General features: G+C 42.1%; 15 protein-coding genes. 11 read left to right on the top strand and 4 right to left on the bottom strand.

Annotated elements, in window-relative coordinates; all coding sequences use genetic code 11:
* Window positions 1-179: 179 nt before the first annotated feature.
* The 6 genes from Q0064_RS03905 (at window position 180) to Q0064_RS03880 (ending at window position 6,011) form a co-directional block, all read left to right on the top strand.
* Entirely contained in the window at window positions 180-533 is a 354-nt protein-coding gene (locus Q0064_RS03905; RefSeq protein ID WP_298144593.1) for a four helix bundle protein, read from the top strand.
* Window positions 534-715: 182 nt separating this feature from the next.
* Window positions 716-1,708: a porphobilinogen synthase gene (gene hemB, locus Q0064_RS03900; protein WP_298144590.1), complete on the top strand. Its 993-nt coding sequence runs from the start codon at window positions 716-718 to the stop codon at window positions 1,706-1,708.
* A complete protein-coding gene (locus Q0064_RS03895) occupies window positions 1,705-2,088 on the top strand; it encodes a c-type cytochrome (RefSeq protein ID WP_298144587.1) in 384 nt (127 codons plus the stop codon). Before hemB ends, Q0064_RS03895 begins: the two co-directional genes overlap by 4 nt.
* A 14-nt stretch (window positions 2,089-2,102) precedes the next feature.
* A complete protein-coding gene (locus tag Q0064_RS03890; RefSeq protein ID WP_298144585.1) occupies window positions 2,103-2,573 on the top strand; it encodes a methylated-DNA--[protein]-cysteine S-methyltransferase in 471 nt (156 codons plus the stop codon).
* A gap of 324 nt (window positions 2,574-2,897) precedes the next feature.
* On the top strand, window positions 2,898-4,679 hold the full coding sequence (locus tag Q0064_RS03885; RefSeq protein WP_298144581.1) for a 1-deoxy-D-xylulose-5-phosphate synthase: 1,782 nt from the start codon (window positions 2,898-2,900) through the stop codon (window positions 4,677-4,679).
* Between the two features lie 96 nt (window positions 4,680-4,775).
* On the top strand, window positions 4,776-6,011 hold the full coding sequence (locus Q0064_RS03880) for a TCR/Tet family MFS transporter (protein WP_298144578.1): 1,236 nt from the start codon (window positions 4,776-4,778) through the stop codon (window positions 6,009-6,011).
* Between the two features lie 397 nt (window positions 6,012-6,408).
* Here Q0064_RS03880 and Q0064_RS03875 read toward each other — a convergent pair whose 3' ends face one another.
* From Q0064_RS03875 to Q0064_RS03860, 4 genes are all read right to left on the bottom strand, one after another.
* A complete protein-coding gene (locus Q0064_RS03875; protein WP_298144576.1) occupies window positions 6,409-8,601 on the bottom strand; it encodes a T9SS type A sorting domain-containing protein in 2,193 nt (730 codons plus the stop codon).
* Between the two features lie 155 nt (window positions 8,602-8,756).
* Window positions 8,757-10,946: a T9SS type A sorting domain-containing protein gene (locus Q0064_RS03870; RefSeq protein WP_298144572.1), complete on the bottom strand. Its 2,190-nt coding sequence runs from the start codon at window positions 10,944-10,946 to the stop codon at window positions 8,757-8,759.
* A 23-nt stretch (window positions 10,947-10,969) separates the two neighbouring features.
* A complete protein-coding gene (locus tag Q0064_RS03865; RefSeq protein WP_298144569.1) occupies window positions 10,970-13,201 on the bottom strand; it encodes a T9SS type A sorting domain-containing protein in 2,232 nt (743 codons plus the stop codon).
* Window positions 13,202-13,205: 4 nt separating this feature from the next.
* Window positions 13,206-13,652, bottom strand: a complete 447-nt coding sequence (locus Q0064_RS03860) for an aspartyl protease family protein (protein WP_298144566.1) — start codon at window positions 13,650-13,652, stop codon at window positions 13,206-13,208.
* A gap of 496 nt (window positions 13,653-14,148) precedes the next feature.
* On the opposite strand from Q0064_RS03860, the gene Q0064_RS03855 reads away from it, so the two are divergent.
* The 5 genes from Q0064_RS03855 to ileS all read left to right on the top strand — a co-directional run bounded on the left by Q0064_RS03855 (window position 14,149) and on the right by ileS (window position 25,581).
* Window positions 14,149-15,474 (top strand): pitrilysin family protein, encoded by a 1,326-nt coding sequence (locus tag Q0064_RS03855; RefSeq protein ID WP_298144563.1) that lies wholly within the window; start codon window positions 14,149-14,151, stop codon window positions 15,472-15,474.
* A gap of 7 nt (window positions 15,475-15,481) precedes the next feature.
* Window positions 15,482-17,521, top strand: a complete 2,040-nt coding sequence (locus Q0064_RS03850; RefSeq protein ID WP_298144560.1) for a pitrilysin family protein — start codon at window positions 15,482-15,484, stop codon at window positions 17,519-17,521.
* 112 nt (window positions 17,522-17,633) lie between these two features.
* On the top strand, window positions 17,634-19,922 hold the full coding sequence (locus Q0064_RS03845) for a T9SS type A sorting domain-containing protein (RefSeq protein WP_298144557.1): 2,289 nt from the start codon (window positions 17,634-17,636) through the stop codon (window positions 19,920-19,922).
* Window positions 19,923-20,618 carry a DNA repair protein RecO gene (recO, locus tag Q0064_RS03840; protein ID WP_298144555.1) on the top strand — a complete coding sequence of 232 codons (696 nt, stop codon included), beginning with the start codon at window positions 19,923-19,925 and terminating at the stop codon, window positions 20,616-20,618.
* A 1,564-nt stretch (window positions 20,619-22,182) separates the two neighbouring features.
* Window positions 22,183-25,581: an isoleucine--tRNA ligase gene (gene ileS, locus Q0064_RS03835; RefSeq protein ID WP_298144553.1), complete on the top strand. Its 3,399-nt coding sequence runs from the start codon at window positions 22,183-22,185 to the stop codon at window positions 25,579-25,581.
* Window positions 25,582-25,584 lie beyond the last annotated feature (3 nt).

Genomic DNA, 25,584 nt, shown 5'->3' with positions numbered 1-25,584 from the left:
TTAGCGGTAAGAATTTAGTAGTTAGCTTGAAGCGATTAGTAGTTAGTGGTTAGCTTTCAGCGGTTAGCAGTTAGTGTTTAGCTGTCAGCAGTTAGCGATAAGCGATTAGTAGTTAGCGGTTTGTAGTTTGCTGTTAGTAATTTGATAGGAATTAAAAAATGTATATATAAGCCAAAATCATGCGAGATTATAAAACACTCCAAGTATGGGAAAAATCCCACGAACTTGTAAAGTCTGTTTATGCGGTTTGTGCAAAATTTCCTAAAGAAGAACTCTACGCACTAACAAGTCAAATGAAACGATCTGCAACTTCGATTCCAACGAATATCGTTGAAGGTTGCGGAAGACGCACGGATAAGGATTTTTGTAGATTTCTGTATATTGCGTTTGGTTCTGCAAATGAGTTGGAATACCAAATTATGCTATCTGCGGAATTAAAATTTATAGACACCACCGAAAGCCAACACTTGTCGGAAAAAATTGAAGAAATTAAAAAAATGCTCAGCTCTTTGATTAGAAAAATTAATAGTTAGCTGTAAGAGGTTAGCGGTTAGCTGTAAGCAGTTAGCTGTAAGAAGCTAGCTAAAAGCTGTATGCTGTAAGCTAAAAGCTATATGCTGTATGCTAAAAGCTGTATGCTGTATGCTAAAAGCTGTATGCTGTATGCTGTATGCTAAAAGCTATATGCTGAAAGCTAAAAATAAAAACTAAAAATATGTACCCATTACACAGAGGTAGAAGATTACGAACCAACGAATCACTTAGAAGCATTGTTCGCGAAACCAGCTTATCGCCAACTGATTTTATGTTGCCGATGTTTATTGCCGAAGGAAAAGACGTGAAATCGCCCATTCCTTCAATGCCTGGAATTTTTCGACACTCATTAGACTATACTTTAGATGAAGTTAAGAAGGCATACGACCTAGGCATTCGAGCCGTAAATATTTATGTAAAAGTTTCCGACCATCTTAAAGACAATACCGGAAAAGAAGCTTGGAACGACAACGGACTCATGCAAGAAGCCATCAAACGCATTAAAGACGCGGTTCCGGAAATGGTGGTTATGCCCGATGTAGCACTAGATCCGTACTCTTCATACGGACACGACGGAATCATCACCAAAGGAAAAATCGATAACGATGCCACCAACGATGCTCTATGCTTAATGGCAGTTAGCCACGCAAAAGCCGGTGCCGATTTCGTGGCGCCAAGTGATATGATGGACGGACGCGTACTCCGACTCCGACAAGCGCTCGACCAAAGTGGTTACCACGACGTAGGAATTATGAGTTATAGCGCTAAATACGCCAGTTCTTTTTACGGACCGTTTCGCGATGCCTTAGATTCAGCACCCGTGAGTACAGAAGAAGCTCCACGAGATAAAAAAACCTATCAAATGGATTACGCCAACAGACTCGAAGCCATTAGAGAAGTGCTCAGCGATGTGGAAGAAGGCGCCGATATGGTGATGGTTAAACCCGGAATGGCGTATCTGGATATTGTACGTGAAGTTCGAAATGCCGTACTAATTCCGGTGTCGGTTTATCAGGTTTCCGGCGAATACGCCATGTTAAAAGCGGCTGCCGAAAAAGGCTGGGTGGATCACGATGCCGTAATGCTCGAACAACTGTATTGCATTAAGCGCGCCGGAGCTAATTTGATTTCCACCTATCACGCACTACACGCTGCAAAACTGCTCAACAAATGAAAAATTTATTTTTAGTTAGCGCACTTTTATTTTTGGTTTCCTGTAATGAAAAGGCTTCTAAAACCGATTCAAATTACCCCGCCGGAACCGAACCCGAAGTAAATATCGTAGAACAAGGAAAAGTTCTTTTTGAAGGTCGCGGAAACTGCACGGCTTGCCATAAAGAAGATCAAAAAGTAATTGGGCCAAGCATTCGCGAAATGGCACAGATTTACAAAACAGAAAAAGCTGATATGCAGGCTTTTTTGCGCGGAGAAACGCCCGCAATCATCGATCCGGAAAAGTACGAAATCATGAAGGTGAATTTAGAAATCACCAAAGCCATGACCGACGAAGAGCGCGCCGCCCTAGAAGCATACATATACAGTTTCGCTCCTTAAACTAAAGCCGGGTAATGCAACATGCCGCCACTTATAAGGCTCCGTGGGGAAATTTGTACGTTCAGGAATCGAACGGCCTCTTACAACAAATACGAACTTTTTCAGATAACGATTTGGTTTCCGAACCGAACCCTTTTCTGACCTCTGTTTTTGTGCAATTAGACGAATACTTTGGTGGAAAACGACAAACATTCGACCTTCCGTTAGATTTGCAAGGAACTGAATTCCAAGTAAAAATCTGGGAATTGTTGAAGCACATTCCATACGGAAAAACACTATCGTACAACCAGTTAGCCGCCGCTTACGGCAACCCCAAAACAATTCGTGCGGTAGCAGCAGCAAACGGAGCTAACCCATTTCTAATTGTAATTCCGTGCCATCGCGTTATTGGCAGTAACGGCCAATTAGTGGGCTACGCCGGAGGCATGACAGCTAAAAGGCAATTGTTATTGTTAGAAGGTGCTTTACCACCAGAGTTGTTTTAACCTAAAGCATTTGTAAAATTCAACAGCCTTTTTCAATGATGCTATTATATCCTGAGTTCAATATCAAAATTGAAATTAGAAATCATTTAAAAAGTTGATTGCAGGGCGTATTTCCGTTGCCACGTCGAGATAACTAAAAAAAGCTGGAAGAAAACTCTTGTTTGAGCGGCTAGCTTGAAAATAGTGTCTGGAGGTTTTTCCTTTGCCAGCTAAATGCATCCGTTCAAACAATCTTAAAAATGATTTTATGTTGAACCCATGTTGTTTTAGACAATAAAACGATAGAAGCCGACTTTTTCAGAGGCATATTTTTACCTTTGAACAATGAATGTACGATTTTTAGATTCGATGACATCGTTAGCCGACTTACGAGCTTTGGCTGTGGAACGTTTGCCCGAAATAGCACAGGATTTACGCGATCGCATCATCAAAATCGTAGCCGCAAACGAAGGTCATTTAGGCGCAAGCTTAGGTGTGGTCGATCTTACCGTGGCACTGCACTATGTTTTCGATACGCCTAACGACCGACTGATTTGGGATGTGGGTCACCAAGCCTACGGACACAAAATGCTCACCGGTCGTTTAGCGCAATTTCACACCAACCGTAAACTCGGCGGCATATCTGGTTTCCCGAAACGTTCGGAAAGCGAATTCGATGCGTTTGGCACCGGACATTCATCTACCGCCATTTCTGCCGCGCTCGGAATGGCTTTAGCCGCGCAACAGCAAAAAAAGTTCAACCGCCAACACATCGCTGTTATTGGCGATGCATCCATAGTCGCCGGTATGGCTTTTGAAGCCTTGAATCACGCCGGAGAAACCAACGCTAATTTGCTAATCGTTTTAAACGACAACAGCATTGGTATCGATCCGAGTGTCGGTGCACTAAAGCACTATTTGACCTCACTCGATCAAAACAATCAAACCGTACAAAATCTGTTTCAAAACCTGAACATCGCGTATTTTGGCCCGATCGACGGCCACGATTTACCGCAATTGGTTTCGGAACTCCGGGCACAAAAGCATAAATCGGGCGTTCGTTTACTGCACGTGCGAACTACCAAAGGAAAAGGACTCAAACCAGCCGAACTGAACCAAGTTTTGTACCACGCGCCAGGAAAATTCGATTACTTGACGGGAAAAGTATACGAAAAAGACGAATCGCACCTGCCGTTAAAGTTCCAAGACGTTTTTGGAACTACCGTATTGGCACTGCTCGAACAACATAAAGATTTAATTGCCATAACTCCTGCAATGCCCTCGGGCAGCGGATTGAAAGCTGTGATCGATCGCTTTCCCGAAAATGTCATCGATGTCGGAATCGCCGAACAACACGCGGTAACGCTCGCTGCCGGATTTGCCTGCGAAGGCGTTAAAGTACTTTGTTGCATTTACTCGACATTTTTACAACGAGCTTACGATCAGCTAATTCACGATGTAGCCATTCAAAATTTACCTGTCGTTTTCTGCATCGATCGCGCCGGTTTGGTGGGCGAAGACGGCGCAACACATCATGGAATTTTTGACCTAGCGATGTTGCGAACCGTTCCGAACGTAATTGTCGCGGCACCTAAAGATGAAATCGATTTACAACAACTTCTGTTCACCGCAGTTCAAACATCACAACCGTTCGCGATTCGCTACCCCAGAGCACGAGGCTTTATTCCCGAATGGCGTGCACCGGTTGCTTTCGAACGCATGGAAATCGGAAAAGCAAAACGCATACGCAACGGAAAACGTATAGCAGTATTTTCCACCGGAACCATTTTCCACGAAGTCGAATTAGCATTACAGCAGCTCGAAAATGAAACGATAGCACACGTACATTTTCCGTTTGTAAAACCGCTCGACCGCAACGCGATTGAATCGGTGGCCGCACAATTTGAAGTAATCATTACCGTGGAAGACGGCGTTGCTGCCGGTGGTTTTGGTTCGGCAGTACTCGAACTTTTGAGCGAATTGAACTTCAAAGGGCGCACACAAATCATTGGAATTCCCGATGTATTTATTGAACACGGCAGCATACCAGAGTTGCGCAAATTAGCAGGTATCGATGCCTATACTATTGCCGAGAGCATAAAGAAGTTCTCGTCCAACAATGGTTAAAACCGCAGCAATTTTACGCGCTTCGCAAATAAAGCTTTTCTTTGTGCTGGCATTTGCAACAACTGCGAAAAGCTGTAAATCTGGAAAAGTTTTGCTATGAAATCATCTTCGAAAAGTGCAGCAATTGGATTTATATTCATTACCATGCTCATCGACATCACCGGTTGGGGAATTATTATTCCCGTTATACCAAAGCTTATCGGTGAATTAATTAATGGCGATATTTCCGAGGCTTCTAAATACGGCGGTTGGCTTACGTTTGCCTACGCCATCACACAGTTTTTGTTTGCACCACTCATTGGAAATTTGAGTGATAAGTACGGCCGACGCCCAATTATACTCATCTCGCTTTTTGGCTTCTCGCTCGATTACCTGTTGCTGTCGCTGGCACCAAACATCACTTGGCTTTTTATTGGTCGGATTTTGGCAGGTGTTACCGGAGCGAGTATTACCACGGCTTCGGCGTATATTGCCGACGTGAGTACGCCAGAAAACAGAGCTAAGAACTTTGGAATGATCGGTGCTGCATTCGGACTTGGTTTTATTATCGGACCCGTTATTGGTGGTTTACTCGGCCAGTTTGGTTCTCGTGTGCCGTTTTATGCGGCCGGAGTTTTATGCATGCTCAACTTTTTGTACGGTTATTTTATTTTACCCGAATCGCTCAAACCCGAAAACCGTCGAAATTTCGAGTGGAAACGCGCCAATCCAGCCGGTGCTTTTCTCAATTTAAAGCGTTATCCCAAACTAATCGGTTTAATTTTAGCTATTTTCTTGCTGTACGTGGGTTCACATGCCGTGCACAGCAACTGGAGTTTCTTCACCATTTATAAATTTGGTTGGAGCGAAAAAATGGTGGGCTTGTCCCTGGGTATGGTAGGACTGTTGGTAGCCATCGTTCAAGGCGGATTAATACGCTGGATAAACCCGAAATTAGGAAACGAACGCAGCATTTATTTAGGCTTGCTGCTGTACACTTTCGGGATGTTTTTGTTTGCATTAGCCACCGAAAGTTGGATGATGTTTGCCTTTCTTATCCCGTACTGTTTGGGCGGAATTGCAGGTCCGGCTTTACAAGCAGTGGTGTCGGGTCAGGTTCCTGCCAACGAACAAGGCGAAATTCAAGGAACGCTTACCAGCTTAATGAGTGCTAGTTCGATTATCGGACCGCCATTAATGGCATCGACTTTTTATTTTTTCACACACGACGGTGCTCCTTTTCAATTTGCAGGTGCTCCTTTCGTTTTAGGAGGTTTTCTCATGTTGTTGAGTACTTTAGTTGCCTACTTTTCCATTAAGCGAACCGCACGAATTGCCGCTGAAAGTAAGTAAACGCGTTTATTCATTGTAGCTTATCGTTAGTTTTTGGGCGTTCCTCGCCAAAATGTCCGCCTTCGCTAAGGCTACGGCGCACATTTCGGCAAGTCCGGCTTTCGCCCATAGTCCTCGCTTCCTCGTACCTCGTTGCTGCGGGCTATTTGGCTCTATCCGTAACGCGAAAAATTGTTGCTTAAAAACGTCTTTGTGGTCACGTACGTTGCACAAGGGATTGCAACGGAAAGCCGTGGCTGCTAAAAGCGATTGAAAACCCGTGCCGTTGTGGCGACCAAAGGAAGCCGGAGCGGCGCGCGGTTGAAACGCTTGTAGCAGCTGCGCCTTGCAGTGAAAAGCCCGACCTGCCGCAGTGGTATTTCCACTAAATTTTTGCGGCAGGATGTGCCCAAAAAATTTATTCCTTAACTAATTTATAGCTGAGTGTTCCGTTGGTTGTGAACAGTTTTAGGATGTAAACTCCGCGCGACCAAGATTGCGTTTGGATTTGCAGTTTTCCGTTAATCGATTGTGCGGTTCCTACTTTTTTCCCCAGTAGGTCGTACACGAGGGCATCGATACTGGTTTCGGGATTCACGAGCGTGAGTTCAAATACGTCGGTTACCGGATTGGTGTAAAATTGTACCAAAGGCTGGGATTCCTCGACGCTTAATTGCTCCACAAACGTGGTCGTCCAGGTTGGTGTAATAATAGGCGGATTGAAATCGAAGTAAATTTCGGCGGTGTTTTCAATTTGTGTTCCAACGGTAAATCCGGCGGTAGGTTTCACGCGATACGTTATAAATCCGTTTCCAATCGTTGCGCTGCCGTTTGAAGGTGGTAATTCAATATTATCCATACGAACGGTTAAAACACCATTAAAAAACGATTTTTGAAAAGGATGACTTGCGCCTAAAACTTGGAATGTTGAAGCGTCTAAACCAGAGGGAAGTTCATTTACAATTCTGATATTTTCTGCGGCAGCGTTACCTGTGTTTTCAAATCGAATGGTGTAGGTTAGGTAATCATTTTCGGAAAAATCGCTGATACGAATTTCCGGTCCACGAGATTCAATGATATCGTTAGGATCGTAAGATCCCATAAACACGCCATTAAAAATCGAAGTATTATTTAGCAAATTCGGATCTGCTCCATAAACAATTGTTGCCGACATGCTAATGGGTTCATTTAAACTCACGTTTGGGATAACATCGAACTGTATACTTCCGCTAAACAATAAATTCGAAAGTGCTTCTATCGAATCTATTGTGATGGTAAATCCTGTTTCTGTCGGTGTTGTACCTGCTGGAAATTGTACGATCTCTGATTGCGTTGGTTTTGTGAAAGTAACGGTAAAAGGACCTGCGGCTTGATTAGTTGGATTAGAAACAGTTACCAAGAATGGTCTGGTAAATCCCGGGCTTGCTGCGATTATTCCTGTATTCACACTTAAATCATCGGTTTGTGCAGCGATGAATGGGAATAGCAACTCTTGCATTGGAGTGCTTAGCGTAATTGGAATATTTTCAAAATATGTATTACAGGTTACATTTTGAAAGTTTGTTGCTCCATTAACACTTGTAACTTGGATACTTAAAGGTTCACCATCCGAAATTATGGAATAATATGTAGAACCGTTTGGTTTGATTGGCCAATTAAATTGCGGCGTTTGCGGTATATTGTGATAAAAGCCGCTATCTACGAATGGCTCGTTTTCTTGTTTAATCCCGTCGGTGTTTAAATCGTAGAATGAAGTGAGTTTTAAAGCGGCTTGTGCAACTCGAAGGCTTACAATTGCTGTTGATAGTACGGTCATATTTGGACTTTCGACCATTTGATATTGTAAATTGTAAAATCCCAATGGTGTGTTTGGCGCGGCAGTAATTTTACCATCAGCACCAAGTGTAAAATTATTCCAATCTTCACCTACTGGAATGGCTACGATTTCCGTGTTCGTGACCGCAACAAAAGGATACGACTGAAAAACGTCGTTTGTTAATACACTTTTATCCGATATAGGTAAAAAATCAGCTCCAAGAGTAATCTCCAAGATGTCGGGCATTGCGGCTGTATATCCAATCCCATCGATAGCACCTGCAGCACTTTCGCATCCATTAGAGTCTGTAACAATACATTGTATTACTTCAGGGAAATTATAAGTTGACAGGTTAAGTCCCGATTCATTTTCTCCAATTAATTCAACTCCTTCTACAAACCATCTATACGTAAAAGGAGGTACGCCCGACCAAACGTCAACAGAAGCTTGGCTTGATGGAAAGTCTGTTGTTATAATCAATAGAGTTGTGAAATACTCTCGTAAGGGAATTGCTTTTATGCTTGTTGTGTCAAAGTATCCGTTATATTCTTGCGCATAGATTAATTCTTGTCCATCAGCAGGTAAATAGTTTGTAAGATTTAAAATCGGCGAAACATTGTTTTGTGCATCGGAAAGTGTAGTAAAGAAAACGTAGTTATACATTGGTGCGCCATGGAGTTCGGCGGCTTGTGCTAAATCATAGAAGCCTGTTTCACAATTGCAAGTAACTTCCAGAATTTGCGCTGGTGAAAAAGTAGAAAAAAACAGTAGAAAGACGAGTAAAATTTTTTTCATAACGCAGTTGGTTAAAATTTGATTATCAAAGATGAAGTTAATTGTGAAATCTCATTTATACATCTTGTATTTTTAGAATAAATTCTACAAAATATTTGACGTTACTGTGAGAACGAAGAACTCGGTTTAAGAAATTAAAATGGTTTAAAATCGAATTACCGTTTAACCAATTTCACATTTTCTACAATTTCTCCTGCTTCAAGCTTTACTACATAAATGCCACTCATCCAATTCTGAGTTTCAATTTGGAGTTTTCCATTTACTGTTTCAACTTTTGCTAGTACTGATCCTTTTAAATCGTACACGGTTGCAAAGGCGTTTGCTTGGTTGTCTTCCAGTGTGAGTTCGAACAGGTCGGTTACCGGATTGGTGTAAAATTGTACTAAAGGCTTGTTTTCGGCAACACTCATTTGCTCCACAAAAGTGGTTGTCCACAAAGGCGTAACAATCGCCGGATTGAAATCAAAGTAGATTTCTGCTACATTTTCTATTACAGTACCTATCTGAAAGCCCGCTGTTGGCGATACTTTATACTTAAAATACCCATGGCCAATGTTGGTGTTTTCTTGAGATGGTGGTAAATCGATGTTATTGAAAACAACAATTATTTGATTGCCATTTTGTTGTAACTGATAGCGGTGACTTGCATCGATTGGCGTAAACGAAAGCGCATCGACATTAATTGGTAAGGTATTTTCAAGTCGGACCGTTTCGGCGGAACCGTTTCCAGTGTTTTCGAATCGTATCGTGTATTCGAGTTCTTCGCCACTTGGCCAAGTTGCGAATACCACTTCGGGCCCGTGTTTTTCGCTTATGTCGTTGGGATCGTATGAGCCAATTACCATCTGCGTTAAGGTGCTGATGTTATCAGTCGGGTTCACGTCGTTTTCGGTAACTAAGGCAGCTGTTGTTGTTACGTAGTCGCCTAGTTGTATGTTTGGTATGGTGTTGAATTGAACTGCGAAAGGTAAAATTGCTTCTTCGAAAGGTGCAAGCGTAATATTTGTTTTTTGAAAACCGTCGGCAGTGGCTACGCAAGTGTTGCAATAACTTACTAAGTTTGAATTCTCGGGTTTTTGAACGTTGAGCACTGCATTTACCATTGGTAAGGAGCCTATGTTTTTCACTTTTACCTCGTAATATCTAGTAAATCCAGGCGAAGGCATTTGATAGCTTATTAATGAAACCGCTCCATTTATTTCGGGTATTGAATTAATCGGAAAGAAATAAGTTGTTGTACTACCAGCAATAGGATTTATATCCAAAAAAGATGTCTGGCATGAAAACAAAGGTAAAGATCCATCGTTAACTTGATACGAAAAGCCATAGGTAGTATTTGGGAGTGTATTATAAATGTAAGTTCCTGTATCAGAGTATAGCTCTAGTTCCGTGCCATCGGATCCAGATATTAAGAATTTTCCTTCGGTAAATAACGGTTCGTCATCACTCTTTATGCCATTTCCATCCCAATCAACAAAAGCAATTAATTCAACGGTTGAAGAAAATACTTGAAGGTTTATGCTTGCCGAACCTACGAATCCGCCGTTAATATGGAATAGACTGTACTGTAGATTATATATTCCTGCAGGCGTTCCAGGCAATGCACTTATGGTTCCGTTTGGGTTGAGATTAAAATTATCCCAGCCTTCGCCAGTTTCTTCAAGATAAGCCTGTTGCTGAATCACTGGGAAGGTTAGCGATTGAAAATTCAAATAATCGTTAGCATAGACCGAAGTACTTGAAGTTACAATTTCGATTTCACTCGTTGTCAGCGTGATCGTGTCGTCAAAAGCTGAGGCGGCAGAAACAATTTGAATTGAAATAGTACTTGTACAACCAACAGCATCGGTAACAATACATGTGATTGTCGATTCTTGATTGCTAGGTGGAATTGTGAGCGTGCTTGTACTCCCTTCTGTAAAAACAGCCCCTTCAATACTCCAAGTAAATGTAAAAGGAGCAGTACCTCCTGATTCAACAGAACAAATGGCACTACTTGTTGGCGCATCAAGGGTAGTCGCTCCAGATAAAACTAAAGGACTTATTAAGATAGTCAGTGCTTCAATTGAAATTTCTTGCGTGTTTGTGTTAACTATTCTTAAGTACAAAGTCATAGACGTTGTAATTGCAATACCTACAGGTATTAGATTGGTGTTTTCTAGTGCACCAGCAGTTGTTTGGTGCAATGTATAGGTATGAATTGAAGGATCATAATTGCTAAAAGTAGTCTCTAACAAATCAGGCGAGCTGACCCAGAAATTACATACAGTAATGGTTGTTTGACTATTTTGCCCAAAACCGCTTAGGTGAGCTAGAAGAATTAAAAAGAATAAAAGTTTTTTCATATCCGTTTAGTTTTTAATTGGGGCTATCGTTTAAGCAACTTTATGTGCTCTATCTCTTCTCCCGACTGTAGTTTTAATAAATAAATGCCACTGCTCCAATTTTGGGTATCCACCAACAGTTTCCCATCTTTAGATTTTGCAGTTGCTAGTAACGAACCTTTTAAATCGTATACAGCAACGGTTGCAATGGCGTTGTTGTTTGTTAATGTCAACTCAAAAACATCGGTAATCGGATTGGTGTAAAATTGAATCAGCTTTTCTTTCCTTGGAACACTTAATTGTTCAACAAATTTGGTATTCCAAGTCGGTGTAATTATAGCTGGATTAAAATCGAAATAAATTTCAGCAGCATCTTGAATTTCAGTGCCAACGGCAAAACCAGCGGTCGGCTTCACGCGATACGTTACAAATCCGTTTCCAACCGTTTCACTACCGTTAGACGGCGGTAAATTGATGTTATTAAACTTGTAAATCAATTTATTTCCAACAAGCGATTTCATATACGAATGACTGCTCGCCACAACTTGTAATGTCGATGCATGTAACCCGGCAGGCAACAAATTTTCGATACGTACATTTTGAGCTGGCCCGTTACCCGTATTTTCAAAGCGTATGGTGTAAGTCAGATAATCGTCTTCTGAAAAATCATCGATATCTATCTCGGGACCGTGCGCTTCGGTAATGTCGTTCGGATCATACGATCCCATAAAAATTCCTTCAAAAACAGAGGTGTTGTTATTTGTAAACGGATCATCTGCCACTGTTACCGTTGCCGACATTTCGAAAGGTTCTTCCAGAACTACTTCGGGTATGCTCGCAAATTGCAAGGTTCCAGTTATCGATAAACTGCTGTAAGCTGCTAGCGTATTCAAGGTCAAAGTAAAACCGAAAGGCGTTGGCGTTGCACCCGCAGGATAGGTCAAGATAGTCGACTGGGTCGGTTTGTAAAAATTAATTTCTAATGCACTTACATTTGTGTAACTGTTGTTTTGAACTTTTAGCCTGTAAGAACGCGTGAAACCCGGAGTTGCGTTAATGGAAAAAGTAGTTATCGATATATCATTAGGAAGTGGCGCCAGTAACGGAAATAAAAATTCTTGTGTAGGTTGCGAATAGTCTATTACTGCATCCTCGTAAAACGTCGAACAGCTGATTTCGCTCGCTGGCGCACACAGGTCTGCGTAAGACAAGTCGTTAATTCCGGGTTGCAATTCTAAAATAGTCGATTGCTCTTTGTGCACCGGAATCATAACGTTGATACTCGATAATCCGACCACATTTCCAAAATAACCGCGCCCGTATATCGGCTCGTCGAATTCTTTAAGACCATTTTGATTGATATCGATAAAGCCAGTAAGTTTTGTGGCTTTATCCGAAACGGTTACCGTAATTACTCCTACGCCCAAATTTGTTGAATCAGAATCCTTGATAAGTGAATAGTTAAGTGTATAGGTTCCCGGAGCTGTTTCTGGTTGTGTAGAAATTCGCCCATCTGCTAGAAGCATAAAATTTTCCCAAGCACCGCCCTGCGTTTGAATGGTAAACGACTCGTCGGAAACAGTATATAATGTCTGGTTGTTATATACGTCGTTATCTAAAATACTTCTGTAAGAAACCAAACCTTCTGGAGTGGATGTGTACAGCTGTATTTCGTCGTTCTTTACCTGCGCAGTTGTAGGTTGTGTACTTATACCATCCAATACTAATCGACAACCCATGGCGTCGGTTACTACACAAGATAAATGATCACTGGAGTAGGAACACAAATCCAAAGAAGCGGTAGTTTCTCCTACAATAGGTAAACCTGCAAGAAACCATTGATAACTATAAGGTGTTTTTCCTCCCTCGACATCAACGAAAATAATGCCTTGAGGATAGTCTGCTGTGCTCAATAACGTTCCAGAAAGCAGCGGTCGTAGGTCTAACAAATCTACACCTATATCTCCCGACACAATATTTTCCGATCGTATATAAAGAATATAATTTCCATCAGTAATAACGTAATTATTCGGATTCGCAATTGGGTTAACGTTGTTTTGCGCATCCGACTCAGATTCAAAAATGGATAAATTAAAGGAAATGGATGGCGTGTAAAAGGTATTCATAACCGATATAACATTATAACCACCTGTTTCACAATTCATGTATATAGGAGGAAACGCCTGAGGCGGCGGCGGATTTTGAACCTCAGAAGGTTGCTGTCCCCGAGCTGAAAAACTCAAAATAAAAAACAAAAAAGGTACAGCTATCTTCATATTGTTAGGATTTAATTATCAAAAATATAGATTTATTTTCGTAATCAATCACAGCTTTGTATTTTTTCAATATATCATTTCCGATAATTCCTTGTACAGCCTCCTGATTGACCGTCGAAAATGTTTGATTTACCGTGTCCAAATCAATCGTTAGAAACGATGCCTGGTCAATCCGCCATTTGCCCAACTCGAAAATGTTCTTTTTAGAGATTTCTGTCGGCATCGGAACATCAGTAATCGCGCGAATTTCAAAGCGGCTTTTCCGCATCCTAAGCTGAAAATACGGAGCGTAGTACATTCCAACACAACTTATCGCAGCACCGGTGTCGATTATAAAAACACCACTCTTTCCATTAATTTTCCCTTTAACCAATAAGTGTCCCGTTTTCGAGAAACTAAACTTTACTCCTACCCGATTCACCTGCAATTTTTTTCGTTGTTCCTTTTTCATACCGCCAAAAATAAGAGCAATCTATCAAGTCTGGTTACGGTTTTTCCTCATTTTTTGGGCGTTTCGGCAAAAGCATTTTGTGGAAATACAGCAAACTTTTGCCGCCGCGCCTTCCGCTGTATCTTTTTTATTCCGCGAAGCTCCAAAAAAAGGATGTCGCTGCAGTCGCTAACGCATGAAAGAGTGCTAAATTTTTGTTATGAAAACGTTTGCGCTCACAAAAATTTTACCTTTACGCCCAAATTTCGAGTAAGTACTTTAACTAAATCCGAAAAAATCATTGAGAAGACGAATTTGATAGCAAATTATTCCTTGCCCTTTCAGAACAACATCTACGAACAGCTGGTGAAAGTAAAGCAAATCAAAGAACGTCAACAAACTAAAACCAATTGATAATCAAGTTTTTAGAAAAATTTACTGCCCGATCTTAAGTTTTGACGTAACTTTTGCGTCGAAATGTGTACCAATGTATCAATTCATCAAAATTATTAACCTTATGAAAAACTCTTTAATGGCTTTAGGTGCTGCTCTAATGCTAGGAGGTGTTGCTTCGGCGCAAAAAGTTGCTTTCGAAGAATACGATCTGGATAACGGCATGCACGTGATCTTGCACAAAGACACGTCGGCCCCTACTGTAATCACATCTGTAATGTACCACGTCGGTGCAAAAGACGAACAACCTGATCGCACCGGATTTGCTCACTTCTTCGAACACTTATTATTCGAAGGTACCCAAAACATTAAACGAGGCGAATGGTTTAAAATTGTTACGTCTAACGGAGGTGTAAACAACGCAAATACAACGGAAGACCGCACCTACTATTACGAAGTTTTCCCTTCCAACAGCCTTGAACTCGGTTTGTGGATGGAATCGGAGCGTTTGCGCCATCCCGTAATCAACCAAATTGGCGTGGATACACAAAATGAGGTAGTTAAAGAAGAAAAGCGCTTGCGTTACGACAATTCTCCATACGGACAATTGATTCCGGAAGTAAAGAAGCAAATGTTTAAAAATCACCCATACCGCTGGACAACCATCGGATCTATGGAGCACCTTGATGCAGCAAAACTTGAAGAATTTCAAGCTTTCAATAAAAAATTCTACGTGCCTAACAATGCCGTTTTAGTGGTTGCTGGTGATATCGATATCCCACAAGCAAAAAAATGGATTCAGCAGTATTTTGGTTCAATTCCAAAAGGAGCGCCAGTAACGCGTCAGACTTACACGGAAGAGCCAATCACGCAAACCATCAACGCGTCTTTCGAAGATCCAAACATCCAGATTCCAATGGTGGTTGCTGCTTACCGCACACCTTCAATGAAAACACGTGATGCACGAGTTTTAGACCTCATTTCTACTATTCTTAGCGATGGAAAATCGTCTCGCTTGTACAAGAAAATTGTAGACGATCAGAAAAAAGCACTTCAAGTAGGCGCTTTTAACTACAGCCAAGAAGACTACGGAACATATATCCTTTACGGTTTGCCACAAGCTCCTGCAACAAGCGAGGATTTACTCGCCGAAGTTGATGCTGAAATCGTGAAACTGCAAACAGAACTTATTTCTGAAAAAGAATACCAAAAACTCATGAACAAGTATGAAAACGACTACGTTAACAAAAATTCAAGCGTAGAAGGAATTGCCGATAATTTGGCAACATACTACATGCTTTACAAAGATGTTAACTTGATTAACACAGAAATCGAAATGTACCGCTCAATAACAAGAGAGGAAATCCGCGATATCGCTAAAAAGTATTTAAACCCAAATCAGCGTTTGGTTTTAAACTATGTACCAGCTAAAGATAAAGCACAAAACTAACAGCATCATGAAAAAGACATTTTTATTAATAGCCGGCTTGTTTTTCACGGTACTTATGCAAGCACAAAACTTCCCACAACCGAAACCAGGTCCATCACCTGCCATTAAAATCGGAAAACCTGAAACCTTCGAACTTAAAAACGGTTTGAAAGTGTTGGTTGTAGAAAATCACAAATTACCACGTGTATCGTTCAATTTAAGTATCGACATTGCTCCTTACGCGGAAGGCGACAAAAAGGGCGTTTCAGATATGTTAAGCGCTTTGATGGGAACAGGTACAACTAAAACCTCTAAAGACGCGTTTAACGAAGAAGTTGATTTCTTAGGCGCAAACATCAACTTGTACTCAGGTGGTGCTTCTGCATACGCGCTTTCTAAATACTCAGGTCGTGTTTTAGAACTTATGGCAGAAGGCGCTTTAATGCCAAAATTCACGCAAGAAGAATTCGACAAGCAAAAAGAGAAATTGATCGAAGGCTTGAAAAGCGACGAGAAAAGCGTACCTGCTACGGCTTCACGCGTGAATTCAGTACTTACATTCGGAAAAAATCATCCAAACGGCGAATACCTTTCTGAAGCAACGCTTAACAACGTAACGCTTCAAGATGTCATCAACAACTACAATACGTATTACGTTCCCGGAAACGCATACCTCGTTATTGTTGGCGATGTTAAAGTGAAAGAAGTTAAGAAAATGGTTGAGAAGCTTTTCGGTGGCTGGAAAAAAGCTACAGCACCAAACGTTTCATACCCAGATCCAAAAGATGTTCAGTATACGCAAATCAACTTTGTTGACATGCCAAACGCGGTACAATCGGAAGTAGCACTCATCAATTTGTCTAACTTAAAAATGACAGATCCAGATTATTTTCCAGCAATTATCGCAAACCAAATTTTCGGCGGCGATTTCAACAGCTACATCAACATGAACTTACGTGAAGCGCACGGATGGACATACGGCGCTGGTTCAAACATTGGTGCCGGAAAATACATCAGCAGCTTTGAAGCTTCTACACAAGTGCGCAATACTGTAACCGATTCAACAGTAGTTGAGATGCTTAAAGAATTGAAGAGAATCCGTACTGAAGACGTTACCGAAGAAATGTTAAATAACGTAAAAGCAGGTTATATTGGTCGTTTTGTAATGAACATCCAAAAACCTCAAACTATTGCATCTTTTGCATTGCGTACACGTACACAAAATTTACCAGCCGATTTCTACGAAAATTACATCAAAAGCATTCAAGCAGTAACTGTTGCAGATGTAAAACGCGCAGCAAACAAATATTTCTCATACGACAACGCTCGTTTGGTGATTGTTGGTAAAGGAAGTGATGTTTTACCAGCTCTCGAAAAACTGAAAATGCCAATTCTCTATTTCGACAAATACGGAAATCCTGTGGAGAAACCTGCCGCGAAAAAAGAAATTCCTGCGGGTGTAACAGCTAAAACAGTTTTAGCTAAATATATCGACGCTATCGGAGGTCAAAAAGCAGTTTCTGCCGTAAAATCAATTGCAGTTGCGGGTAGCGGATCTGCTCAAGGAATGACTCTAGGCTACTTTAAAAAAGCAACTACTGCTGGAAAATCTCTTGAAGGTTTAAGTGTTATGGGACAACAGATGAAGAAGGTATTCGACGGAAAGACCGGATACCAGTCTCAAGGACCACAAAAAATGCCAATGGAAGCCGACGAAATCGCAAGCATGAAATATTACGCACAGCCCTTCCCAGAATTAACTTTGGCAAACAATCCAGACGTTAAATTGGTAGGCGTTGAAAACGTAAATGGTTCTGATGCATACGTAATTCAAGACGGTGATACTAAATTGTTCTACGACATGACTACCGGACTAAAAGTTATGGAAAGTAATGAGGTAGATGCAGGCGGTCAAAAAATGACGGTTAGCTCGCCATTCAGCGATTACCGCGATGTGAAAGGCGTGAAATTCCCTTTCAAAACGGCAATCAATGTAGGTATTGAAATCGATATCACGATCAGTGAAGTGAAAATCAACGAAGGTGTAACCGACGCTGATTTCCAATAAATCAATCACAACTCATTCCAAAAGGCTGTTCGTTTCGGACAGCCTTTTTTATTGCCATTCAATAAAATCCGCTGTGCCGCGTTTCTTTATATTTGCAGTCCATTCCAATTGTATGAGAATTCTATTCTATTTGTTGCTCGTTCCTTTTTTCTGCTCATTCGCTCAAAACAACAGCAGATGGACCGGCTATTTTTCCTATAACGAAATTATAGACGTTGCGCAAACCGATTCTCGCGTAACTGCTGCCTCAACAAATGCACTCTTTACTCGAAACTTAATAACCGGTGATGTTAGCACTTCAAATACTATAGACGGACTTCCCAGCGAAACCATAACAGCCGTATATAAAAGTGCATCACAAAACAAAACACTTATCGGCTATCAAAGCGGACTGATCGTTGTTATTAACGATGCCGATCGCTCCATCACCACCATTGTTGATATCGTCAACAAACAGTTGCCGCCGAACATCAAGCGAATCAATCATTTTGAAGAAACCGAAATTGGCGTTTTAATAAGCTGCGATTTCGGAATCGCGCAGTTTAATCTACAAACTTTACAGTTCGGCGATACCTATTTTATAGGTGCTGCAAATCCCGAAATTGCAGTAAAACAAACTACAACCTTTAACGGAGAAATTTATGCAGCTACCGTCGAAGGCATAAAAAAAGCACTTATCACCAACCCAAACTTAATCGACGCACTGCAATGGCAAACCGTACAAAGCGGTAATTTCGACGCTGTAGTTGCATTCGAAAATTTATTGTACATCGGTTTGGCAAATGGACAGGTTTTGCGATCTTCAAATGGAACAAGTTTTCAGAACTTCACGCAGTTAAGTCCAAACCTAATTGATTTAAGAAGCGCTAATGGAAATCTTATTGCCGTATCTGAAACTACAACCCGTATTTTCAACGAGAACGGAACATTAGTACGAGAGCTCTCCGCAGCAGAAGTAAACTCCAACAACATACGTTTTACTTGTGCAACCGTCGTTAACAATACCGTTTTTATCGGAACCAATACACAAGGACTACTTGCTGGCGCTTTAAATGCAGCTTCATTTCCTTCAATCAGCCCGAGCGGACCGCTCCAAAACAACGTTTTTGCCCTGGCAACCTTATCTACCGGATTTTGGGCCGTATACGGTTCTTACGGCGAAAATCTTGACCCAAATCCGCTAAAATTCTTCGGCGTAAGTAAATACAACAGCGAAACTGGTTGGCTAAATATTCCGAACAGTGAACTAAATGTACCTTCAATTGTTCGCGTAACTGTAAACCCAACCAACGAAAATGAAGTTTTTATGTCGTCGTACTACAACGGCCTATTGCGATTTGAAAACGACGAGCTAGTAGAAATTTTTAATCGTACAAATACCGGAACTACGGGTCTAGAAACCATTTTCCCGACCGATCCACCAACCGAAAATATTCGCGTCGAACAAGCCGCTTTTGATTCTCAAGGAAATCTGTGGCTTACCAATGCTATTGTTAGGAGTCCGCTTAAAGTAAAACGAGCAAACGGCTCTTGGCAATCCTATAATATGGAAGCTATTTTAACAGAGTGGACCGACACGCGCTTTATGCGTTTGGCAATCGATAGAAACAATACCAAGTGGATGTGCACGCGTTCAGACGGTTTGGTTGGCTTCAACGAAACAGCAAATCCGCAGTTTAGAAGAATTTCAGAAGGCGAAGGAAACGGAAACTTACCGGCTAATCGCGTACAAACCGTTGCCATCGATAAACGCAATCAACTTTGGATCGGAACCCGCGAAGGATTACGCGTAATAGGCGCCGATCGGTTTTTAGATCCCGACAGCGACTTGCGTTCCAACCCCATTATCATCGAAGAAGAAGGTCTGGCACAAGAACTTCTCAACGACCAGTGGATCACCGATATCGTCGTAGATGGCGCCAATAACAAATGGATCGGCACACTCGACGCAGGCGTGTTTCAAGTCTCTGCCGACGGGCAACAAACCTTGCAACGATTCACCACCGATAATTCGCCGCTGCCGAGCAACGAAATAAACGATATTGATATCAACTCGGTTACCGGAGAAGTTTTCTTTGCAACCACCGGCGGCTTGGTTTCCTACCGCGGAAATGCTATCGATGCCAGCGACGACCTGCGCGATGTTTTCGTCTATCCAAATCCGGTTCGACCAAATTATACCGGAACTGTGAAAGTTAGCGGACTTACCGACAGCGCCAACGTAAAGATAACCGACATCACCGGCAGTCTCGTTTTTGAAGCCATATCCACCGGCGGAACAATCGAATGGGATACCACCGCTTTCGGAAAATACCGCGTGGCATCGGGTGTGTACATGATTTTTATCTCTACCGAAGACGGCGCCGAAACCACCGTGAAAAAAGTAATGATTGTTCGCTAAATGATTCCAGGAAAAGCACTCGTACTTTCAGCGGTTCGCTACCAAGAAAAATCGCTGGTAGTTAGCTGCTTTACCGCAGAAATCGGACGAAAGAGTTTCTTTGTTCGCGACGCTTTTAGCGGAAAAGCCAACAAATTCAAAAGCTCGTATTTTGAGCCGCTTACCCAACTCGAAATCGTTGCTACTAACAAGCAAAAAGGAACGCTCGAATACTTTAAAGAAGTAAAACTTCACTACGCGTATCAACAAATTCCGCATCATTTCGTAAAACGAAGCTTGGCACTTTTTTTAGCCGAAATTCTAAATCAAGTTATTAAGGAAGAAGAAGCTAACGACACGCTGTTTGCCTTTTTGGAAAACAGCTTGTTGATTTTAGATGAAACCGCAGAAACAGCCATATTTCCATTGCAGTTCTTGCTGAACCTGAGTTCGTACTTGGGCTTTTATCCCGATTTTTCTGCAGAAGCAAGCTTTTTCGATTTAAAATACGGCGTTTTTCAAGACCACGAATCCGATTACACACTTAGCGAAAGTGAATCTCAGCTTTTTCGTAATCTCGGCTTAGGAAACAGCAACAACTTTACAAAACTCGAACGCCGCGCGGTATTGAACAGCATACTCGAATTTTACGCACATCATATCGACCACTTTAAACGCCCAAAATCGCTAGACGTTTTGGCTGAGTTGTTCGGGTAAGGATTGTTCAAAGAATTAAAAAAAGCCAAAAAATTAAAAAAAGCGAAAAAAAGGAAAAGAATGGAAAAAGCGCAAAAACGCTTTGCGAACTTTGCGTAAAGCTTTGCGTTCTTTGCGGTTAAAGCAACCATTTATGTGAACAAGTGTTTGCTTATCGTATTGTGGTTCAACACTCGAGAGGATTCGCGCGGCAGCGAAATACGAAACCTAAATTCATCGATCCCGATAGCAATCGGGACTAGCTTCCAAAAAGCTTCTAAAATGAGCACAATGTTTCACAAAGTTTTTCACAAAGTACGCAATGTTACCTTCGATACCTAAAGCACTTGACCTTTTTTAGCTCGCAGAAAACACCGAAGTTCACAGAATTTTACGGAGTACTGAACCGTTGAGGAAAACACAGAACGTGTCATTATCAAAAAATTGCAGCTGCTTTCGACAAACTGTCTAAAACCTGCACAAGCAAAGACGATTCGCGGGTTCGGGTGGTAAAACGATACGTAAAGTGGTGAATTTATCGTGTCTAGCTTCTCGTGTCTAGCTTCTAGCTTCCCAAAAAGCCTCTAAAAAAGGAGCACAATGTTCCACAAAGTTTTTCACAAAGTACACCATGTTTGCCTACGACACCCTTAAGTAAAGACGATTCGCGAGTTCGGGTAGTAAAACGATACGTAAAGTGGAGAACTCATTGAAGTCTTTATACTTAATACTCCCATCCTAATACTTGAAAACAGCTTTGCGAACTTTGCGTAAAGCTTTGCGTTCTTTGCGGTTAAAGCAACCATTTATGTGAACAAGTGTTTGCTTATCGTATTGTGGTTCACCACTCGAGAGGATTCGCGCGGCAGCGAAATACGAAACCTAAATTCATCGATCCCGATAGCAATCGGGACTAGCTTCCAAAAAGCTTCTAAAAGGAGCACAATGTTCCACAAAGTTTTTCACAAAGTACGCAATGTTACCTTCGACGCATAAAGCACTTGACCTTTTTTAGCTCGCAGAAAACACCGAAGTTCACAGAATTTTACGGAATACTGAACCGTTGAGGAAAACACAGAACGTGTCATTATCAAAAAATTGCAGCTGCTTTCGACAAACTGTCTAAAACCCGCTCAAGCAAAGACGATTCGCGGGTTCGGGTGGTAAAACGATACGTAAAGTGGTGAATTTATCGTGTCTAGCTTCTCGTGTCTAGCTTCTAGCTTCCCAAAAAGCCTCTAAAAAAGGAGCGCAATCTTCCACAAAGTCCTATGCCACACGCTTAAGCAAAGACAATACGTAGAGTACTAAACAATAAAAAACGGTTAACGTCTAGTAGAATTGACAACGATTGCCGCAGCCGCGATTGCAGCAAATTAGCCGCTGCTGAAAAACGCTCTGCAAGTGCCAAATGCAGCCTGCGACCCACAGAAGCGGGTTGCGTTTGTGCCACTTGCCGGCGTTTGAGGTGGCGCTAATGCGGAAAGCGCGAAATGCTGCCCAAAAAACAATCAAAACCTTTTAAATCGTCGGACAAGCGGTTGCAAAAATCCTTACTTTCGCAAATTATTTTTATTTACGGGAGATGAGCAAGAATTTTGCTGTTTACGAAGGACTTAACCTAACCGAAATTGCCGAGCAGACGCTGGAATTCTGGAAATCGGAAGCGGTTTTTGAAAAGAGTGTAACCCATAGAAACGGAGCGCAACCTTATGTGTTTTTTGAAGGTCCGCCGAGCGCCAACGGCCTGCCGGGAATTCACCACGTGATGTCGCGCGCATTGAAAGATATTTTTTGCCGCTACCAAACCCAAAAAGGCAAGCAAGTAGAGCGTAAAGCCGGCTGGGACACACACGGATTGCCCGTAGAATTGGGAACCGAAAAAGAACTCGGCATCACGAAAGAAGATATTGGAAAATCGATTTCCATTGAAGAATACAACGAAGCGTGTAAACGCACTGTGATGCGCTATACCGACGTGTGGAATTCGCTTACCGAAAAAATGGGCTATTGGGTAGATATGGAAAACCCATACGTAACCTACGAACCCAAATACATGGAATCGGTTTGGTGGTTGCTCAAACAAATTTACGATAAAGGCCTCATTTACAAAGGCTACACCATACAGCCGTACTCGCCAAAAGCAGGAACCGGACTCAGCTCGCACGAAGTAAACCAACCGGGAAGTTATCGCGATGTTACCGATACAACCGTTGTGGCGCAGTTTAAAGCCTTGCCCGAAACACTGCCAGCCGCCTTTCAAGGATTTGGCGATGTGTATTTCTTGGCCTGGACCACCACGCCGTGGACGCTTCCGAGCAATACCGCACTTACCGTCGGGCCAAAAATCAGTTACGTACTGGTTGAAACCTACAATTTATACACATTCGAGAAAATTGTGGTGGTTTTAGCAGAAAACCTTATTGGAAAGCAATTGGGTAAGAATTTTACTGAAACCGACGAAGCCGGAATAGCCGCATACGAAGCCGGTGCGAAAGTTATTCCGTACCGAATTTTAGCAAAACTAACTGGTGCCGAATTAGTTGGCGTGCGTTACGAACAGTTGTTGCAATATGCTTTGCCAGCAGAAAATCCGGAAAATGCGTTTCGCGTTATTTCGGGCGATTTCGTAACCACCGAAGACGGTACCGGAATTGTACATACGGCGCCTACGTTTGGTGCCGATGATGCCAAGGCCGCCAAAGAAGCCAAACCTGAAGTACCACCTATGTTGGTGCACGACGACTTTGGCAATTTAGTGCCCTTGGTAGATTTACAAGGCCGTTTTACCAAGCATGTGGGTCCGTTTGCCGGGAAATATGTTAAAAACGAATATTACGACGATGCCGACCGTCCGGAACGCAGCGTAGATGTTGAAATTGCGATACTGCTGAAGGAGCAAAATCGCGCTTTCAAAGTAGAAAAGTACGTGCACAGTTATCCGCATTCGTGGCGTACCGACGAACCGCTACTGTATTATCCGCTCGATTCGTGGTTTATAAAAATGACCGAGGTTAAAGAACGGATGTTCGACCTAAACGAAACCATTAACTGGAAACCGAAAGCAACCGGAGAAGGTCGTTTTGGAAACTGGCTCAAAAACGCAAACGATTGGAACCTGTCGCGTTCGCGCTATTGGGGAATTCCGTTGCCTATTTGGCGCACAGACGATGGTAGCGAGGTAAAAGTAATAGGAAGCGTTGCCGAACTCGTTGCCGAAGTGCAGCGCGCAATCGATGCAGGCGTAATGACTGCACAGCCGTTCGAAGGTTTTGTGCCCAACGATTTCTCTGAAGAGAATTACGCAAAAGTAGATTTACATAAAAATGTTGTCGACCGTATTGTATTGGTTTCGGATTCGGGCAAAGCAATGAAACGCGAAGCCGATTTGATTGACGTTTGGTTTGATTCGGGAGCCATGCCTTATGCACAATGGCATTATCCGTTTGAAAATAAAGAGAAGATCGATGGAAATAAATCGTTTCCAGCCGATTTCATCGCGGAGGGTGTCGATCAGACCCGCGGTTGGTTTTACACCTTACACGCCATCGGAACTTTGGTTTTCGATTCGGTTGCCTACAAAAATGTGGTATCGAACGGTTTGGTTTTAGATAAGAATGGCCAGAAAATGTCGAAACGTTTAGGCAATGCTGTCGATCCGTTTTTGACGATACAAGAACACGGTCCGGATGCGACGCGTTGGTACATGATTTCGAATGCGAATCCGTGGGATAATTTAAAATTCGATGCGGATGGCATTACCGAAGTGCGTCGCAAATTTTTTGGAACCTTATTTAATACGTATTCGTTTTTTGCTTTGTACGCCAATATCGATGGTTTTGCTTACGCAGAAGAAAACGTGCCATTAGCGGAACGTCCGGAAATTGATCGTTGGATCTTATCGGAATTGCATACCCTCATTGCCGAAGTAGATCGGGCTTACGCGGATTACGAACCGACGAAAGCGGCGCGTTTGATTTCGGATTTTGTGCAAGAAAACTTATCGAATTGGTACGTGCGTTTGTGCCGCCGCCGATTCTGGAAAGGCGAATACGCTACCGATAAAATTGCTGCGTATCAAACGCTGTACGATTGTTTGCTAACCGTAACCCAACTGATGGCACCGATAGCACCGTTTTTTAGCGATGCTTTGTACCGCAACTTAACGGCAAACGTTGCGCAGTTGAAACAAATTAGTGTGCACTTAACCGATTTTCCGGTGAGCGTTGAAAAGTTTGTTGATAAATCGCTTGAAGCGAAAATGGCGAAGGCGCAAACCATTTCGTCGTTGGTACTTTCGCTGCGTAAGAAAGAGATGATCAAAGTGCGTCAGCCCTTGCAAAAGCTGATGATTCCGATCACAGATGCGGCACAAAAAGCACAAATTGAAGCGGTTTCAGACCTGATAAAAGCAGAGGTAAATGTAAAGGAAATCCTACTTTTAGAGGATGCATCCGACATCTTAATCAAGCAAATTAAGCCGAATTTCAAGACTTTAGGGCCGAAGTTTGGTAAGGATATGAATTTGATAGTCAAAGAGATACAAAAATTCGATGCACAAAAAATTGCTCAAATCGAAAAAGAGGGTTCTCTGACGCTTGATTTATCGGGAAATTCAATAATTTTAACACTAGATGATGTTGAGATTCTGTCTCAGGATATCGAAGGTTGGTTGGTAGCTTCCGACAAGGGAACTACGGTAGCACTCGATATTACGATCTCCGAAAGTTTGAAACAAGAAGGTATTGCACGCGAATTGGTGAATCGAATCCAAAATCTGAGAAAAGACAGTGGATTTGAAGTTACCGACAAAATTTCGGTACAGCTTTTGTTACATGAAGAGCTGGAAGCAGCTGTGGAAGCAAACAAAGGGTACATACAAACGGAAACCTTAAGCAAGTCGATTACATTTGTTTCGGAACTAAACGGTGGAACTGAAATAGAATTTGATCACATCAAAACACAGATATTAATTTCTAAATAGATA

Origin of the sequence: Flavobacterium sp. (assembly GCF_027490375.1) — a bacterium.
Lineage (GTDB): Bacteria > Bacteroidota > Bacteroidia > Flavobacteriales > Flavobacteriaceae > Flavobacterium.
Note: the sequence above shows the minus strand (reverse complement) of the source record. Positions and strands in the feature narration are given on the sequence as shown.

Excerpts from the sequence above, each read along its gene's own strand:
- Q0064_RS03880 (WP_298144578.1), top strand. The coding sequence starts at position 4,776 with ATGAAATCATCTTCGAAAAGTGCAGCAATTGGATTTATATTCATTACC.
- ileS (WP_298144553.1), top strand. The coding sequence starts at position 22,183 with ATGAGCAAGAATTTTGCTGTTTACGAAGGACTTAACCTAACCGAAATT.
- Q0064_RS03865 (WP_298144569.1), bottom strand. The coding sequence starts at position 13,201 with ATGAAGATAGCTGTACCTTTTTTGTTTTTTATTTTGAGTTTTTCAGCT.
- Q0064_RS03905 (WP_298144593.1), top strand. The coding sequence starts at position 180 with ATGCGAGATTATAAAACACTCCAAGTATGGGAAAAATCCCACGAACTT.
- Q0064_RS03855 (WP_298144563.1), top strand. The coding sequence starts at position 14,149 with ATGAAAAACTCTTTAATGGCTTTAGGTGCTGCTCTAATGCTAGGAGGT.
- Q0064_RS03860 (WP_298144566.1), bottom strand. The coding sequence starts at position 13,652 with ATGAAAAAGGAACAACGAAAAAAATTGCAGGTGAATCGGGTAGGAGTA.
- Q0064_RS03850 (WP_298144560.1), top strand. The coding sequence starts at position 15,482 with ATGAAAAAGACATTTTTATTAATAGCCGGCTTGTTTTTCACGGTACTT.
- hemB (WP_298144590.1), top strand. The coding sequence starts at position 716 with ATGTACCCATTACACAGAGGTAGAAGATTACGAACCAACGAATCACTT.
- Q0064_RS03890 (WP_298144585.1), top strand. The coding sequence starts at position 2,103 with ATGCAACATGCCGCCACTTATAAGGCTCCGTGGGGAAATTTGTACGTT.
- Q0064_RS03885 (WP_298144581.1), top strand. The coding sequence starts at position 2,898 with ATGAATGTACGATTTTTAGATTCGATGACATCGTTAGCCGACTTACGA.
- Q0064_RS03895 (WP_298144587.1), top strand. The coding sequence starts at position 1,705 with ATGAAAAATTTATTTTTAGTTAGCGCACTTTTATTTTTGGTTTCCTGT.
- Q0064_RS03875 (WP_298144576.1), bottom strand. The coding sequence starts at position 8,601 with ATGAAAAAAATTTTACTCGTCTTTCTACTGTTTTTTTCTACTTTTTCA.
- Q0064_RS03870 (WP_298144572.1), bottom strand. The coding sequence starts at position 10,946 with ATGAAAAAACTTTTATTCTTTTTAATTCTTCTAGCTCACCTAAGCGGT.
- Q0064_RS03845 (WP_298144557.1), top strand. The coding sequence starts at position 17,634 with ATGAGAATTCTATTCTATTTGTTGCTCGTTCCTTTTTTCTGCTCATTC.
- recO (WP_298144555.1), top strand. The coding sequence starts at position 19,923 with ATGATTCCAGGAAAAGCACTCGTACTTTCAGCGGTTCGCTACCAAGAA.